The 13,625-nt window shown below is 62.6% G+C and carries 12 protein-coding genes; 9 read left to right on the forward strand and 3 right to left on the reverse strand.

The annotated features are described in order from the left end of the window. Positions 1–54: 54 nt before the first annotated feature. From PMI24_RS21935 to PMI24_RS21945, 3 genes are read right to left on the reverse strand one after another with little or no spacing between them, the layout of a single operon-like run. On the reverse strand, positions 55–1,956 hold the full coding sequence (locus PMI24_RS21935) for an ATP-binding protein (RefSeq protein ID WP_007957799.1): 1,902 nt from the start codon (positions 1,954–1,956) through the stop codon (positions 55–57). Then, entirely contained in the window at positions 1,953–2,885 is a 933-nt protein-coding gene (locus PMI24_RS21940) for a hypothetical protein (protein WP_007957801.1), read from the reverse strand. The genes PMI24_RS21935 and PMI24_RS21940 overlap by 4 nt, the downstream gene beginning before the upstream one ends. Then, positions 2,886–5,009: a TonB-dependent receptor plug domain-containing protein gene (locus PMI24_RS21945; protein ID WP_007957802.1), complete on the reverse strand. Its 2,124-nt coding sequence runs from the start codon at positions 5,007–5,009 to the stop codon at positions 2,886–2,888. Positions 5,010–5,205: 196 nt separating this feature from the next. Here PMI24_RS21945 and PMI24_RS21950 point away from each other — a divergent pair, with 196 nt between their 5' ends. The 9 genes from PMI24_RS21950 to PMI24_RS21990 all read left to right on the forward strand — a co-directional run bounded on the left by PMI24_RS21950 (position 5,206) and on the right by PMI24_RS21990 (position 13,079). Next, positions 5,206–6,231 carry an NAD(P)H-dependent glycerol-3-phosphate dehydrogenase gene (locus PMI24_RS21950; protein WP_007957803.1) on the forward strand — a complete coding sequence of 342 codons (1,026 nt, stop codon included), beginning with the start codon at positions 5,206–5,208 and terminating at the stop codon, positions 6,229–6,231. Positions 6,232–6,249: 18 nt separating this feature from the next. Next, a complete protein-coding gene (locus PMI24_RS21955) occupies positions 6,250–6,597 on the forward strand; it encodes a DUF4389 domain-containing protein (protein WP_007957804.1) in 348 nt (115 codons plus the stop codon). After that, the gene (sixA, locus tag PMI24_RS21960) at positions 6,594–7,046 is read left to right on the forward strand and encodes a phosphohistidine phosphatase SixA (protein ID WP_007957806.1); all 453 of its coding nucleotides are present in this window, start codon (positions 6,594–6,596) and stop codon (positions 7,044–7,046) included. The genes PMI24_RS21955 and sixA overlap by 4 nt, the downstream gene beginning before the upstream one ends. A gap of 81 nt (positions 7,047–7,127) precedes the next feature. Next, positions 7,128–8,783: an AMP-binding protein gene (locus tag PMI24_RS21965; protein ID WP_007957808.1), complete on the forward strand. Its 1,656-nt coding sequence runs from the start codon at positions 7,128–7,130 to the stop codon at positions 8,781–8,783. A gap of 31 nt (positions 8,784–8,814) precedes the next feature. Next, positions 8,815–9,258, forward strand: a complete 444-nt coding sequence (locus PMI24_RS21970) for a hotdog fold thioesterase (RefSeq protein WP_007957810.1) — start codon at positions 8,815–8,817, stop codon at positions 9,256–9,258. 118 nt (positions 9,259–9,376) lie between these two features. After that, the gene (locus tag PMI24_RS21975) at positions 9,377–10,183 is read left to right on the forward strand and encodes an alpha/beta fold hydrolase (RefSeq protein ID WP_007957812.1); all 807 of its coding nucleotides are present in this window, start codon (positions 9,377–9,379) and stop codon (positions 10,181–10,183) included. Then, positions 10,180–11,034, forward strand: a complete 855-nt coding sequence (locus PMI24_RS21980; protein ID WP_007957814.1) for an alpha/beta hydrolase — start codon at positions 10,180–10,182, stop codon at positions 11,032–11,034. The genes PMI24_RS21975 and PMI24_RS21980 overlap by 4 nt, the downstream gene beginning before the upstream one ends. A 127-nt stretch (positions 11,035–11,161) precedes the next feature. Beyond that, positions 11,162–11,968 carry a DUF4892 domain-containing protein gene (locus PMI24_RS21985; RefSeq protein ID WP_007957816.1) on the forward strand — a complete coding sequence of 269 codons (807 nt, stop codon included), beginning with the start codon at positions 11,162–11,164 and terminating at the stop codon, positions 11,966–11,968. A gap of 70 nt (positions 11,969–12,038) precedes the next feature. After that, positions 12,039–13,079 (forward strand): AI-2E family transporter, encoded by a 1,041-nt coding sequence (locus PMI24_RS21990; protein WP_007957818.1) that lies wholly within the window; start codon positions 12,039–12,041, stop codon positions 13,077–13,079. Positions 13,080–13,625: the final 546 nt, after the last annotated feature.

Below are 13,625 nucleotides of genomic sequence, written 5' to 3' on the forward strand. Positions count from 1 at the left end.
AGACTGCCGCACTTTCGCTTTTCACGCCAGTCGCAGATGCTCGAAAGGGCCCCGTTACTGCACCCAGCGCTGCAGAATCTGCTGCAGATCATTGCGTTTGAATGGCTTGGCCAGGTAATCGTTCATGCCCGCCGACAGGCAGTTTTCCCGGTCGCCCTGCAACGCATTGGCGGTCAGGGCGATGATCGGCACATGGCCGCAGCCGGGCAAACGGCGGATCTGGCGGGTCGCTTCGTAACCGTCGATGAGCGGCAGGCGGCAATCCATCAGGATCGCTTCGAAACGGTTATCCCCGGCACTGCGCACCGCCTGCACACCATCGGTGGCGACGCTGACGGTGAAGCCCAGGCTGCGCAACATGGCTTCGATCACCGTCTGGTTGACCGGGTTGTCCTCCACCAGCAGGACATTGCGCCCTTCGCCGTGACCGTCGCCGTTCAGTGCGCGCGGTGCCGCCAGCGCGGGCAGTGCCTGCTTATATAAAGCCAGGGGTATTTCCAGGGTGAAAACCGATCCGCGACCTTCTTCGCTCTGAGCGCGCAAGGTGCCGCCCATCCGTTCGGCGAGGGTGCGGGCAATCGGCAGGCCCAGGCCGGTTCCGCCATAACGACGGGAAATCGAACTGTCGGCCTGCTGGAACGCGTTGAACATCAGCTCCAGGCTCTCCGGCGAAATGCCGATGCCGCTGTCACGCACCGCGCAGGTGAACCACAGCAACTCGTGATCCAGCGACTGCCACTGCGCCTCGATGCTGACGCGCCCCTGTTCGGTGAACTTCAGCGCGTTGCCGACCAGGTTGACCAGAATCTGCCGGATCCGCGTCGGATCGCCCTGTACCTGCAAGTCGCGCATGTCGTCGGGGATCCGCAGTTGCAATGCCAGCCCGCGTTGCGCCGCGCTGTGCTGGAACGACTGGGCGCAGGCGCCGATCACCTCGGCGAGGTTGAACGGAATGTGCTCCAGCTCCAGTTCCGAACGCTCGATGCGCGAGAAATCCAGAATGTCGTTGATCACCTTGAGCAGATGCTCGGTGGACTCGGAAGCCAGCGCCGCGTACTCGACCTGCTCCTCGGTCATGTCGGTGGTTTCCAGCAATTGCAGCATGCCCAGCACGCCGTTCATCGGGGTGCGCAGTTCATGGCTCATCATCGCCAGGAAGTCCGATTTGGCGTTGTTGGCCTTCTCCGCCTCTTCGCGGGTCTGGATCAGTTGCGCCATCGCCTGATGCTGTTCGCGGCTGGCCTGTTCCAGCGCCTGGGCCAGGTTGTTGATGTGCTGGGACAGGGCGCCCAGTTCGGTGTCATCGACAATCGGCAGCGGGGTCTTGTAGTCGCCGTCCTGAATCGCCTTGACCGCGTTGCCGATGTCGCGAATCGGCTGCGAAAGGCTGCCGGCCAGCCGCCGCGCCAGCACAAAAGTGAAGAGCAGGGCGAACAACGCCAGAATTCCCGCCTTGAGCAAAATTTCCTGTTGGCGCTGACTGAAGGCGTCATTCGACAGCCCGACGATCACCCGCCCCAGATAATCCTCGCTGGCCACGCCGGGATTGCTCTTGCCGTCCTGAAAGAAATCGTTGTGCAAAGCGATACGTTGCAGCCGCACCGGCGCCTGGAACACCTCGACCTGATGCGGACGATTGTGCGCATCCGCCGGCTGTTCGACGTAGGCCAGAATCCGGTTGGCGCTGTCCTGCACTTCCAGAAACCGCACGTTCGGCGTGGCCAGCGTGGCTTTGAGCAGGCTTTCCAGCACTTCGTTGTTGCCGGAAATCACCCCGTATTCGGTGGCCGGTGCGAGCTGGTTGGCGATCAACTGGCCGGTGTGGTTCAGCTCCTGACGCAAATCCTGAATGCGCACGAAGGTGAAAAAGCTGATCAGCAGCAAGGTCAGCAACAGCGCAGGGCCCAGGCTGATCAACTGGGTGCGGGTGTTGATGTCCCAACGGCGGAAAATCATGGGCGGCGCTCTCCTTCGGCCAGCTCTGCGGCGACAGACGCTTCATTCATCGGTTCTATCCCTAGGGAACGAGCCACCTGCGCATTACTTGAGACTTTAAAACGCTCGGGATAGAGCGTGCGCGGCCAGGTGGCCGGTGGCCGGTCCAGCAATTCGTCGAGGACAGCCAGCCAGTCGTTCTGATCGCTGTAGGTACTGGCCAGGCTGCCGGCACGGACGAAAGCGACATTCGGCCCGACCAGCGCCAGTTGCCGAGAGTAACTGCTGAGCAACAGGTTCTTCGCGGTTTTCGGGTTGTACAGGTCCGGGTCGTCGAGGCCCAGCAGCACGTCGCTGTTTTTCAGCACGGTCTGCAAGGGGCGGCTGTCGTGGGTGTTGTCCCAGCGTTGCGGGACGATTTGCAGGTTCAGCGGCTGGGCCGCCGATTGCAGCTCCTTGAGCAGGAACTCGCTGTGCTGATCGAACAACACGCCGACTCGCCCGGCCTGGGGCAGGATCCGGCGGATCAGTTGCAACTGACGACTCAGCGGCGGATCGGCCCAGAGCAGGCTCAAGTGGGGCGGTTGCGCGTCGCCGAAGCGTTGCCGGGCTTGCAGGCGGCTGATGCGCAGGACCAACGTCGCCGGTCCCTGGCTTTCCTGCATGCGCCAGTCGAGGCTCGGCAGATCCAGCAGGATCAGGCGCAGGCTCGACGGCAACTTGCCCGGCGCCGGCAGGCTGGCCAGCGGCTGGAAATGCACGCGATCGGTCGGGCGCAGTTCGCTCAGGGCCTGAACGAAGGACTGCACGCCGGGGCTTTCCTCGGCGCCAGTCAGCAGAATGTCGGCCGCCTGCACCGCCACGCCATGCAGCCATGCTGTCAGGAACAGACAAAGCCCGGCCAGCCATTGGCCGAGTGTTGGCATCTTCCGTGACATGGCGTAACGCATCTAGAACTCCAGCTCGGCGCTGAAATACACCACGCGGCGTTCGTCGTAATTGTTGTCGACGAAGGTGGTCGGCTCATGGTCGAGGCGTTGTTGCAGCACACCGGCCAGTTGCAGTTGGGCCTTGCCCAGGGCGATGCGTTTGGCGATGCGCGTGTCGACCCGCTCGAAGCGGTAACCGTTGAGCGCGTTGTCACCGTAATAGAAGAGGGCGCTGTTCCAGCCGTGGCCCCAATCACGCAGCCAGCCCGCCGAACCGCTGTTGCGCGCGGTGAATTGCTGGTCCAGCGGATTGCTTGCCTCGGCGTCGACGAAGGCGTACGTCAGGCGCAGGCGGTCGGCCGCACTCAGGCGCCAGTCCAGTTGCGTTTCGGTGCCGCGAAAGCGCGAATCGTTGGCGTTGCTGGCGATGTACTGATTGTTGCGCAGCGGCTCGCTGATCATCCCGGTGATTTCGTCGTAGAACAGCTTCACGTCCAACGCCAGGCCCCACTCCGGGAAAAAGCCGTTGTAGCCCAGTTCCCGCGAGCGCATGTGCTCCTGGTCCAGATCGCCGGGGCCCCGGGTCTTGACGAAGTAGCGGGCCGAAGACTGGCCATAGGCGGCGGGCCGCAGGTTGGTCACCTGATAACTCCAGTTGACGTTGTTCTCGAACATGTCCGGCGAACGGATGGCTTCCGAATACACCGCGCGCAGGCTGTGGCGCGGGTTGAACAGGTAGTTGACCGCAAACCGGGGCGTCAGCGAGCTGCCGATCAATTGCGTGTCTTCGAACATGGCGCCGCCCTGCAACAGCCAGTGTTCGCTGGCGCGCCATTCCAGCTGGCCGAATGCGCGCCAGGTGGTGTCGTCCAGCGTGCCGTTGAAATAGGTCTCGGAATCGGCCCGGTCGTAACGATAGTTCAGGCCGCTGACCAGTCGCAGGCTATCGGACAGGCTGAGGGTGTCCTGCAACTCCAGGTCGTAACGCGATTCCCGGGCACTCTGGTCGATGTCGCCGCACAGGGTCTGGCGCGCACCGTTGCGCCACTGATCCAGTACCTGATTGGCCAGGGTCATTTCCTGCGGCGTGCCGGCGGGTGCGCCGGGGCCGGTGAACAGGGTCATGTTGCGTGCGAGGCGTTCGGTGTAGTTCGGGTTGAGCTGCCACAGTTCCGTCAGTTGCGGGCTGAACGAGACTTCGGCGTCACAGGCGCGCCAGGTCTGCTGGCGGTCCCAGTGTTGCGCCGAGCCTTGCACATAAAGGCTGTGATCGGGATTGAGGTCGAGGTTCCAGCGCACCGAACCGGCGTAGTCCTTGGCAACCACGTCGGAATTGTTCCCGGCAGCAGTAATCCCGGAGAACACCGGACGGTAGGTATAGGGCCGCTGATTGGTCCCGTCCTTGGCGTTGAGCTGCCAGTCCAGGCTCTGGTTGTCGCTCAGGGTCTGGCTGACGGCGAGGCTGAAGCGATTCAAGCGGCGGTTGTCGCGGTAATCGGCACCGGTGCGGTCGCTGTCGAAGCCGTCGTCTTCCTGGCCGGACAGCGACAGACGCAGATCGCCGCCATTCCAGCCGGTGCTCTGGCTGGCGTAGAAGTCGTTGATACCGCGTTGGCCGCGCGTCAGCTTCAGCCGTGTGCCGTGGCTGTCCGCCGGGTTGCGGGTGATGATGTTGACCACCGCCATCAGCGCGTTGGCGCCGTAGCTAACGGTGTTCGGGCCGCGAAAGACTTCGATGCGTTCGATGTCTTCCATGGCCACCGGGATGTCGCTCCAGTCCACGGTCGCCAGACCGGCGCGGTACACCGAGCGGCCGTCGATCAGTACCTGCATGCGTCGCGCTTCAGTGGCGTTGGTCCCGTGATAATTCACCACTGCCTGATTGCCGCTGATATTGCCGACCATCATTCCCGGCACCAGCCGCAACAGTTCGCTGATGTCTCGGGCACCGCTGGCGCTGATCAGTTCGCTGTCGAGTACGGTCATGCTGCCCGGGACTTCCGCCGGCGACTGTTTCAAACGCGTGGCGGTCAGGATCTGCGGCAAGGCCTCACTGTCGACAAACAGGTCGTCCGCCAGCAGCACCGGGCTGAACAGCAGCGCCAGCAGCAGGGACGAACGCGGGGAAGGGGGGCCAGAAAACACGACGCAGCCTTGATAGCAAAGAATTGGCGCGCATGTTAACCGAGGTCGACGACTTTTCCAGTCACGTTGCAGGCATTTTCCTCGGTTTTATTGGTCTTCTTCCTACAAGTGCGGGTAATTGACGCCGGGGCTGTCCGAGAAGGGGACGCTCCGTATAATGCCGGCATCGCCACTGGTATGGATTAACGGATTACATATGACTGAACAGCGCCCGATTGCGGTCCTGGGAGGCGGAAGTTTCGGTACCGCCGTGGCCAATCTGTTGGCCGAGAACGGCCATCAAGTCCGGCAGTGGATGCGTGACCCCGAGCAGGCCGAGGCCATCCGGGTCAATCGCGAAAACCCACGTTACCTCAAAGGCATCAAGATTCTGCCGGGCGTGACTGCGGTCACCGACCTGCAGGAAACCCTCGACGCCTGCGATTTGTGTTTCGTCGCGTTGCCGTCCAGCGCGCTGCGCACGGTGTTGGCGGCGCACGCCGAACGCCTGAGCGGCAAGATGCTGGTCAGCCTGACCAAGGGCATCGAAGCCCACACCTTCAAACTGATGAGCCAGATCCTCGAAGAGATCGCCCCGCAGGCGCGCATCGGCGTGCTGTCCGGGCCGAACCTCGCGCGGGAAATCGCCGAACACGCGCTGACTGCCACTGTGGTCGCCAGCGAAGACGAAGAACTCTGCAAAGCGGTGCAGGCCGCATTGCATGGCCGCACTTTCCGCGTCTACGCCAGCGCCGACCGTTTCGGCGTTGAACTGGGCGGTGCACTGAAAAACGTCTACGCGATCATCGCCGGCATGGCGGTGGCGCTGGAGATGGGCGAGAACACCAAGAGCATGCTGATCACTCGCGCCTTGGCCGAGATGACCCGGTTTGCGGTGAATCAGGGGGCGAACCCCATGACCTTCCTCGGTCTGGCCGGGGTCGGCGATCTGATCGTCACCTGCTCGTCGCCGAAAAGCCGCAACTACCAGGTCGGTTTCGCCCTCGGTCAGGGCTTGAGCCTCGACGAAGCGGTGTCGCGCCTTGGCGAAGTGGCCGAAGGGGTCAACACCCTGAAAGTGCTCAAGGCCAAGTCTCAGGACGTCGGTGTGTACATGCCGCTGGTCGCCGGATTGCATGCGATCCTGTTCGAAGGGCGCACGCTTGAGCAGGTGATCGGTCTTCTGATGAGAGGCGAGCCGAAAACCGACGTCGACTTTATTTCCACCAGTGGTTTCAACTGATTCAGCAGGGAGCAGGGCATGAACGATCCGAAAACCGAAGCCAAATATGAATCCATCCTCCTGCGGGTGTTGTGGATGATCGTCTACGTGCTGGTCTGGCAGGTAGCGCAGTTCATCCTCGGCGCGGTGGTGCTGGTGCAGTTGATCTATCGTTTGATCTATGGCGCCCCGAGCGCCAGCCTGATGAATTTCGGCGACAGCCTGAGCCAGTTTCTGGCGCAGATCGGTCGTTTCGGCAGCTTCCACAGCGACCAGAAACCTTGGCCGTTCGCCGACTGGCCGACGCCGCGTACTCCGGAAGGTGAAGCGCCACACGTTGTCGCGCCAGCACCGCATCCGGCCCGGGATGAGGAACCCAAGCTATGAAACTCTGGGTATTGCGTCACGGTGAGGCCGAGCCCTATGGCTCGCGCCCCGACTCCGAGCGTGAACTGACCGCCCACGGTCGCAAGGAAGTGTTGAGCAGCGCAGCCCGTTTGATGGGCCAGCCGCTGACCGCCATCTACGCCAGCCCTTACCTGCGGGCGCAGCAGACCGCGCAACTGGTGCGCGAAGCTCTCGGCTTCGAGCCGGAGATCCGCACGGTCGAGTGGCTGACCCCGGAAGTTGATCCGGACCGCGTGGCCGAGCAACTGGTGTCGGTGAGCAACGTGCTGCTGGTCAGCCACAATCCGCTGGTGGGCAATCTGCTCAGCTACCTGCAACACGGTGCGGGCTACCCGCCGGAAAAGGTCAGCACCGCCGGGCTGGCAGAGCTTGAACACAGCGAATTGCTGATCGGTTCGATGACGCTCAACAGCCTTAAACATCCCTGAAATTTTTTGTACGAAATAGTCAACCAAGCACTTGCTTGGTTGACTACGCTTGCTCCAGACCAAAAAACAGGAGCGAGTCGAATGTCTTCCGCCTTCCGTTTGCCGCTGGACGTGTTTTACGAACGCGAGGCCCGGCACCCGCGTCAGCGTTTTCTGGTGCAGCCGATCGGCGGCGGGCAGGTCGAGACACTGACCTGGGCCGACGTCGGCCATCAGGCCCGCTGCGCCGCGCACTGGCTGCGCTCCCGGGAGTTGCCGCAAGGCAGCCACATCGCCCTGATCTCTAAAAACTGCGCGCACTGGATCATCGCCGACCTGGCGATCTGGATGGCCGGGCATGTCTCGGTGCCGCTCTACCCGAACCTCACCGCCGAATCGGTGAATCAGGTGCTCACCCACTCGGAAAGCGTGCTGGCGTTCATCGGCAAGCTCGATGACTGGCCGGGCATGTCGCCGGGCGTGCCGGCGGGCCTGACCACCGTCAGCCTGCCGCTGCACCCACCGGGCACGTTCGATTTCAACTGGGACGATGTGCAGCGCAGCTCGCCGATCCAGGACGATCCGCGTCCCGCCGCCGAGCAACTGGCGACCATCATTTACACCTCCGGCACCACCGGCCTGCCCAAGGGCGTGATGCACAGCTTCGCCAATCTCGGCTTCGCGACGACGCGCGGCACGCAGTTGTTCGGTCTCAATGAGAACGACCGGCTGCTGTCGTATTTGCCGCTGTGTCATGTCGCCGAGCGGATGTTCGTCGAACTGGCGTCGATCTATACCGGGCAGACGGTGTTTTTCGCCGAGAGCCTCGACACCTTCCTCGCCGATCTCAAGCGGGCGCGGCCGACGGCGATGTTCGGTGTGCCGCGGATCTGGACCAAGTTCCAGATGGGTGTCTACAGCAAGATCCCGGCGAAACGCCTGGATTTCCTCCTCGGTCTGCCCTTGATCGGCAAACGCATCGGCCACAAGGTGTTGGCCGGGTTGGGGCTGGATGCTCTGCGCGTCGCGCTTTCCGGTGCGGCGCCGGTGCCGCTGACCCTGTTGCGCTGGTATCAGAAACTCGGGCTCGACGTGCTGGAGGTCTACGGCATGACCGAAAGCTGCGGGTATTCGCACATCTGCCTGCCGGGGCAATACAAGGAAGGCTGGATCGGCCGGCCATGCCCCGACGTGGAAGTGCGCATCGATGAGTCCGGCGAAGTGCAGGTGCGCAGCCAGGCGAACATGCTCGGCTATTTCAAGGAACCACAGAAAACCGCCGAGACTCTCACCGAAGACGGCTTCCTGCGCACCGGCGACAAGGGCGAGCAGGACGCCGAAGGGCGTTTGCGCCTGACCGGGCGGCTCAAGGAAATCTTCAAGACCAGCAAGGGCAAGTACGTCGCCCCGGCGCCGATCGAAAACCGGCTGGCGGTGCATTCGCGGATCGAGCAGGTCTGCGTGGTCGGCGATGGTCTGAGTGCGCCGCTGGGGTTGTGCGTGCTGTCGGCCGTGGGCCGGGAAGAGGCCCGCGCGCCGCTGCATTCGAGCCTGGAAAAATTGCTGGAGGAGGTCAACGCCGTACTCGACAAGCACGAGCGCCTGCGCCGGCTGGTGGTGGTCAAGGACAGTTGGGCGGTGGAGAACGGTTTTCTCACACCGACCCTGAAAATCAAACGCAACATCATCGAAGACACCTACGGAGCACGTTTCGAAGAATGGAGCGAGCGCAGCGAGGCGGTGCTGTGGCAGGATTGAGCGTCGATCAAAACAACAAAGGAAGCCTGCGATGACCTTGTGGCGCACCACTCCGAACATCGAGCAGTTGAACGCAATCCAGAAAAACACCATCGGCGAAGTGCTGGACATTCGCTTCGAGTCCTTCGACGAGGAATCGCTGACGGCCAGCATGGTCATCGACCATCGCACCCATCAGCCTTATGGTCTGCTGCACGGCGGCGCCTCGGTGGTGCTGGCCGAGACGGTCGGCTCGATGGCCAGTTACCTGTGCATCGACGCCAGCAAGTTCTATTGCGTCGGCCTGGAAATCAACGCCAACCACTTGCGCGGACTGCGCAGCGGACGGGTGACGGCAGTGGCCAAACCGATCCACATCGGCCGCACCACCCACGTCTGGGACATTCGCCTGACCAGCGATGAAGGCAAGGCCAGTTGTGTGTCGCGCCTGACCATGGCGGTGGTGCCGCTGGGAGAACAACCGCCGGCACGTTGATGGCCGAAGCGTCATAGCCCTGACCGGACTGTCATCATTCCTGGCAGTTACGGTCATTGCTGTGGGACGCGGTCTTACGGACAATCAACGCCTGTTTTCCGCTCATGGATTTGCCGGTATGTCGCAACCGATCTTCTTCGCCCACGCCAACGGTTTCCCTTCGGGCACCTACGGCAAACTGTTCGCGGCGCTGGCGCCCGAGTACCGGGTCGCGCATCTGGAACAACACGCCCATGACCCGCGTTTCCCGGCGGGTGACAACTGGTACCACCTGGTCGATGAACTCACCCATCACTTGCAGCAGCAAGATGAACCGGTGTGGGGTGTTGGCCATTCCTTCGGCGGCATGTTGCATCTGCACGCCGCACTGCGTTGCCCTGAACTGTATCGGGGCGTGGTGATGCTCGATTCGCCGGTGCTGACCCGCACGGATCAATGGGTGATCCGCGCCGCCAAGCGCTTTGGTTTCATCGACAAACTGACCCCGGCCGGTCGTACGCTGGGGCGGCGCGAAGAGTTTGCCGATCTGGACAGCGCCCGTGGTTATTTTGCCGGCAAGACCCTGTTCCGCAGCTTTGATCCGGAATGCTTCGATGCCTACTTGCAGCACGGCCTGCACAAGGTCGGCGACAAGCTGCGCCTGCGCTTCGATCCGGCGACCGAGATCAGCATCTATCGCGGCGTGCCGCACACCAGTCCTGCGCATACCCGGCAATTGAAAGTGCCGCTGGCGGTGGTGCGCGGGCACAAAAGCCGTGTGGTGATGAACCACCACACCCGCTTCGTCGGGCGCCTGCCTCAAGGCGAGTCGCTGACCGTGCCTGGCGGTCACATGTTTCCGCTTGAGCGTCCGCAGGACACCGCGCAATTACTGAAAAACCTGTTCGATCGCTGGGAGCGCCGGCAAGACAAGGATTGCGCATGAACCCCGCCGTCGAAGAAGTGCGCCTGAGCCTGCCGCATATCGAACTGGCGGCGCACCTGTTCGGCCCGGAAGACGGGTTGCCGGTGATCGCCCTGCACGGCTGGCTGGACAACGCCAACAGCTTCGCGCGCCTGGCGCCGAAGCTCAAAGGCTTGCGCATCGTGGCGCTGGACATGGCCGGTCACGGGCATTCCGGGCACCGGCCGAACGGCGCCGGTTATGCACTGTGGGATTACGCCCATGACGTGCTGCAGGTCGCCGAACAACTGGGCTGGAAACGTTTCGGCCTGCTCGGGCATTCCATGGGCGCGATTGTTTCGCTGGTGCTGGCCGGGTCGTTGCCCGAACGCATCACCCATCTGGCGTTGATCGACGGGGTGATTCCTCCTACCGACAAAGGCGAAAACGCCGCCGAGCGCATGGGCATGGCCTTACAGGCGCAACTCGATCTTCGGGAAAAGCGCAAACCGGTCTACAACACCCTCGACCGGGCGATCGAAGCGCGCATGAAAGGGCTGGTGGCGGTCAGTCGCGAAGCCGCCGAACTGCTGGCGCAGCGCGGTCTGATGCCGGTGCCCGGCGGTTACACCTGGCGCACCGACAACCGCCTGACCCTGCCGTCGCCGCTGCGTCTGACCCAGGAACAGGCGATGGCGTTCGTGCAGCGCATTGCCTGCCCCGCACAATTGGTGGTCGCCGCCGACGGCATGCTGGCCAAACATCCGGAGCTGCTGGAACGTCTACCCTTTGACCGGGAACAGCTGCCGGGCGGGCACCATCTGCACCTTAACGATGAGGCGGGGGCCGACCTTGTCGCAGACTGTTTCAATCGGTTCTTCGCCATTCCTTGACTTGCTCCCGGCAACTGTCGAGGCTGGGCAGGTTGAAATGGGAGACAACCAAGATGGATTTCTACACCGCTGCGACTTCGAACTGCCCTCAAGGCACCCAGGCCATGCCCCTGCGATGAGCCTGTCCATGCGATCTATCAGTCTGCTGGCGCTGTGCTGTTTCAGTCCCTTTCTATTCGCTGCCGACCTGCCGGGCAGTCAGGACCTGCCGATCGTGCCGCGTGTGGCCGATGCGCAGATCGTCGACTATCGCCCCGCCGTGGAGCTGGAGCGGATCTACCCGCTCGGCTCGATCCGCAAGATCAGCGGCCAGTTGCGTTTCGACGGCCAGGTCAGCGCCCGGGGGCAAACCACCTCGGTGACCTACGAATTGCCGCCGGAACATTCCGCCACCGAAGCCTTCACTCTCGCTCGCGAAGCCCTGCAAAAGCAGGATGCGCAGCTGTTGTTCTGGTGCCAGGCCCGGGATTGCGGCGAGAGCAGCCTGTGGGCCAACGAGGTATTCGGCAACGCCAAGTTGTACGGTGCCGACGAGCAGCAGGCCTATCTGCTGCTGAGGCTCGCGGCCCCGCGCGACAACACGCTGGTGGCGCTTTACAGCATCACCCGCGGCAATCGCAAAGCCTATCTGCACGTCGAACAGTTCGAGGCGCTGGCACCGCTCGGTGACCTGCTGCCGACCTCGGCCACGCTGCTGCGGGAACTGAAAAGCACCGGCGAACTGGACTTTCCCAAGCTCGCTGGCGATCCGGATGACACCTGGCTGCGCTTGTTGTCCCGTGGCCTGAACCTCGACACCACGTTGCGGGTGACGGTGTCCGGGCCGAAAGCCGAGGCCTGGCGGCAAGCGCTGATCGGGCAAGGCGTGCGCGCCGCGCGAATGGAAACCGGCAGTGTCGATGGCGAAGGTCTGCGTATCGATCTGTTGCGATAAGGTGTCTTTGGCGGACACGCTCGACGTGTTCGCCTACTCTTTGCCTGACTGATTTTTTTCGAGATTTCACATGCCCAATAATGATCGTCTGCTGGTGCAGATCCTGTTGCTGGTGCTGTTTGGTGCCAGTTTCTGGGTGATGGCGCCGTTCTGGTCGGCGCTGTTCTGGGGTGCGGTGCTGGCGTTTGCCAGCTGGCCGCTGATGCGCCTGCTGACCCGTTGGCTCAATGGCCGGGAATCCCTCGCGGCGCTGTTGCTGACCATGGGCTGGATGCTGCTGGTGGCGGGGCCGCTGGTGTGGCTCGGCTTTAACCTGGCCGATCACGTGCGTGATGCCACGGCGTTCATCAAGGATGTGCAGGTCGACGGATTGCCCGAGGCGCCGAGCTGGCTGGGCGGCGTGCCGGTGGTGGGCGAGAGGCTTGTCGGGATCTGGAACAGCATCGATCAGCAGGGCGCGGCCCTGATGGTGACGGTCAAACCTTATCTGGGGCAGGTCGGCAACTGGTTGCTGGCGCGCAGTGCGCAGATCGGCAGCGGGATTCTCGAGCTGACCCTGAGCATTGTCTTCGTGTTCTTTTTCTACCGCGACGGGCCGCGACTGGCGGCGTTCGTGCACAGTCTGCTGGAGCGCTTGATCGGTGACCGGGCCGGGTACTACATCGATCTGGTGGCCGGTACGGTGCAGCGGGTGGTCAACGGGGTGATCGGTACGGCGGCGGCGCAAGCGGTGCTGGCGCTGATCGGGTTCCTGATTGCCGGGGTGCCGGGGGCGCTGGTGCTGGGGATCGTGACGTTTCTGCTCAGTTTGATTCCGATGGGGCCACCGCTGGTGTGGATTCCGGCTACGGCTTGGCTGGCCTGGAAGGGTGAGTACGGGATGGCGGTGTTTCTCGGGATCTGGGGGACGTTCATCATCAGTGGCGTGGATAACGTGCTCAAGCCTTATCTGATCAGCCGGGGCGGGAATCTGCCGTTGGTGATTGTGTTGCTTGGGGTGTTTGGCGGGTTGATTGCGTTTGGGTTTATCGGGTTGTTTATTGGGCCTACGCTTTTGGCTGTTGCTTATAGTTTGTTGACGGATTGGAGTAAGAGTCAGGCTCGGGTTTGAGGCTTTGGACTTGGCGGCCTCAAGGCCGACCAGGTTTTGGGTTGACTGTGTACATATCCGTTTTTTCGGTAACGGTGGCTTATGGTTTCGCCCTTACGGCGAGTCCCTTTGGCAAACGCCCCAAAGGAACCAAAGGTCTGGGCCCCTGCGTTCGGCCCCTCGCTGAGGCTCGGCGTTCCTTCGCTCCGGGATTCATCCGGGGGCATCGCCTACGGTTTGCTTCGCTGCACCTCCTCTCGATGCATGCGGCTGCGCCGCACGGTCGCTGCGCTCCCACCCCCGGATAAATCCCTCCACTCAGCCTTCCAACGGGGCCGGCACGTCAAGAGCGGTACTCGAGCTAACGCTCATTGTGTTGAGTGGTGGGAAGCCAAAGCCAAAGCCAAAGCGAAATCGGAAGTTGATGTGGAAGCTGACTCTGACGTTGGTGTTGGTGTTGGTGCTGGCGCGGAGGCAGTAGTGAACTTATGTGCTTCAAAACCCGAGTTCACCTCGGTATCTCACGTCGGCGTACCTCTCACAATCACCTCGGTCAGTTCCCTCTCC

Origin of the sequence: Pseudomonas sp. GM25, assembly GCF_000282255.1 — a bacterium.
Lineage (GTDB): Bacteria > Pseudomonadota > Gammaproteobacteria > Pseudomonadales > Pseudomonadaceae > Aquipseudomonas > Aquipseudomonas aphyarum.

Bases quoted from the DNA above. Each gene is read 5' to 3' on its own strand.
- PMI24_RS21935 (WP_007957799.1), bottom strand. From the start codon at position 1,956: ATGATTTTCCGCCGTTGGGACATCAACACCCGCACCCAGTTGATCAGC.
- PMI24_RS21950 (WP_007957803.1), top strand. From the start codon at position 5,206: ATGACTGAACAGCGCCCGATTGCGGTCCTGGGAGGCGGAAGTTTCGGT.
- sixA (WP_007957806.1), top strand. From the start codon at position 6,594: ATGAAACTCTGGGTATTGCGTCACGGTGAGGCCGAGCCCTATGGCTCG.
- PMI24_RS21955 (WP_007957804.1), top strand. From the start codon at position 6,250: ATGAACGATCCGAAAACCGAAGCCAAATATGAATCCATCCTCCTGCGG.
- PMI24_RS21980 (WP_007957814.1), top strand. From the start codon at position 10,180: ATGAACCCCGCCGTCGAAGAAGTGCGCCTGAGCCTGCCGCATATCGAA.
- PMI24_RS21965 (WP_007957808.1), top strand. From the start codon at position 7,128: ATGTCTTCCGCCTTCCGTTTGCCGCTGGACGTGTTTTACGAACGCGAG.
- PMI24_RS21990 (WP_007957818.1), top strand. From the start codon at position 12,039: ATGCCCAATAATGATCGTCTGCTGGTGCAGATCCTGTTGCTGGTGCTG.
- PMI24_RS21975 (WP_007957812.1), top strand. From the start codon at position 9,377: ATGTCGCAACCGATCTTCTTCGCCCACGCCAACGGTTTCCCTTCGGGC.
- PMI24_RS21940 (WP_007957801.1), bottom strand. From the start codon at position 2,885: ATGCGTTACGCCATGTCACGGAAGATGCCAACACTCGGCCAATGGCTG.
- PMI24_RS21985 (WP_007957816.1), top strand. From the start codon at position 11,162: ATGCGATCTATCAGTCTGCTGGCGCTGTGCTGTTTCAGTCCCTTTCTA.
- PMI24_RS21970 (WP_007957810.1), top strand. From the start codon at position 8,815: ATGACCTTGTGGCGCACCACTCCGAACATCGAGCAGTTGAACGCAATC.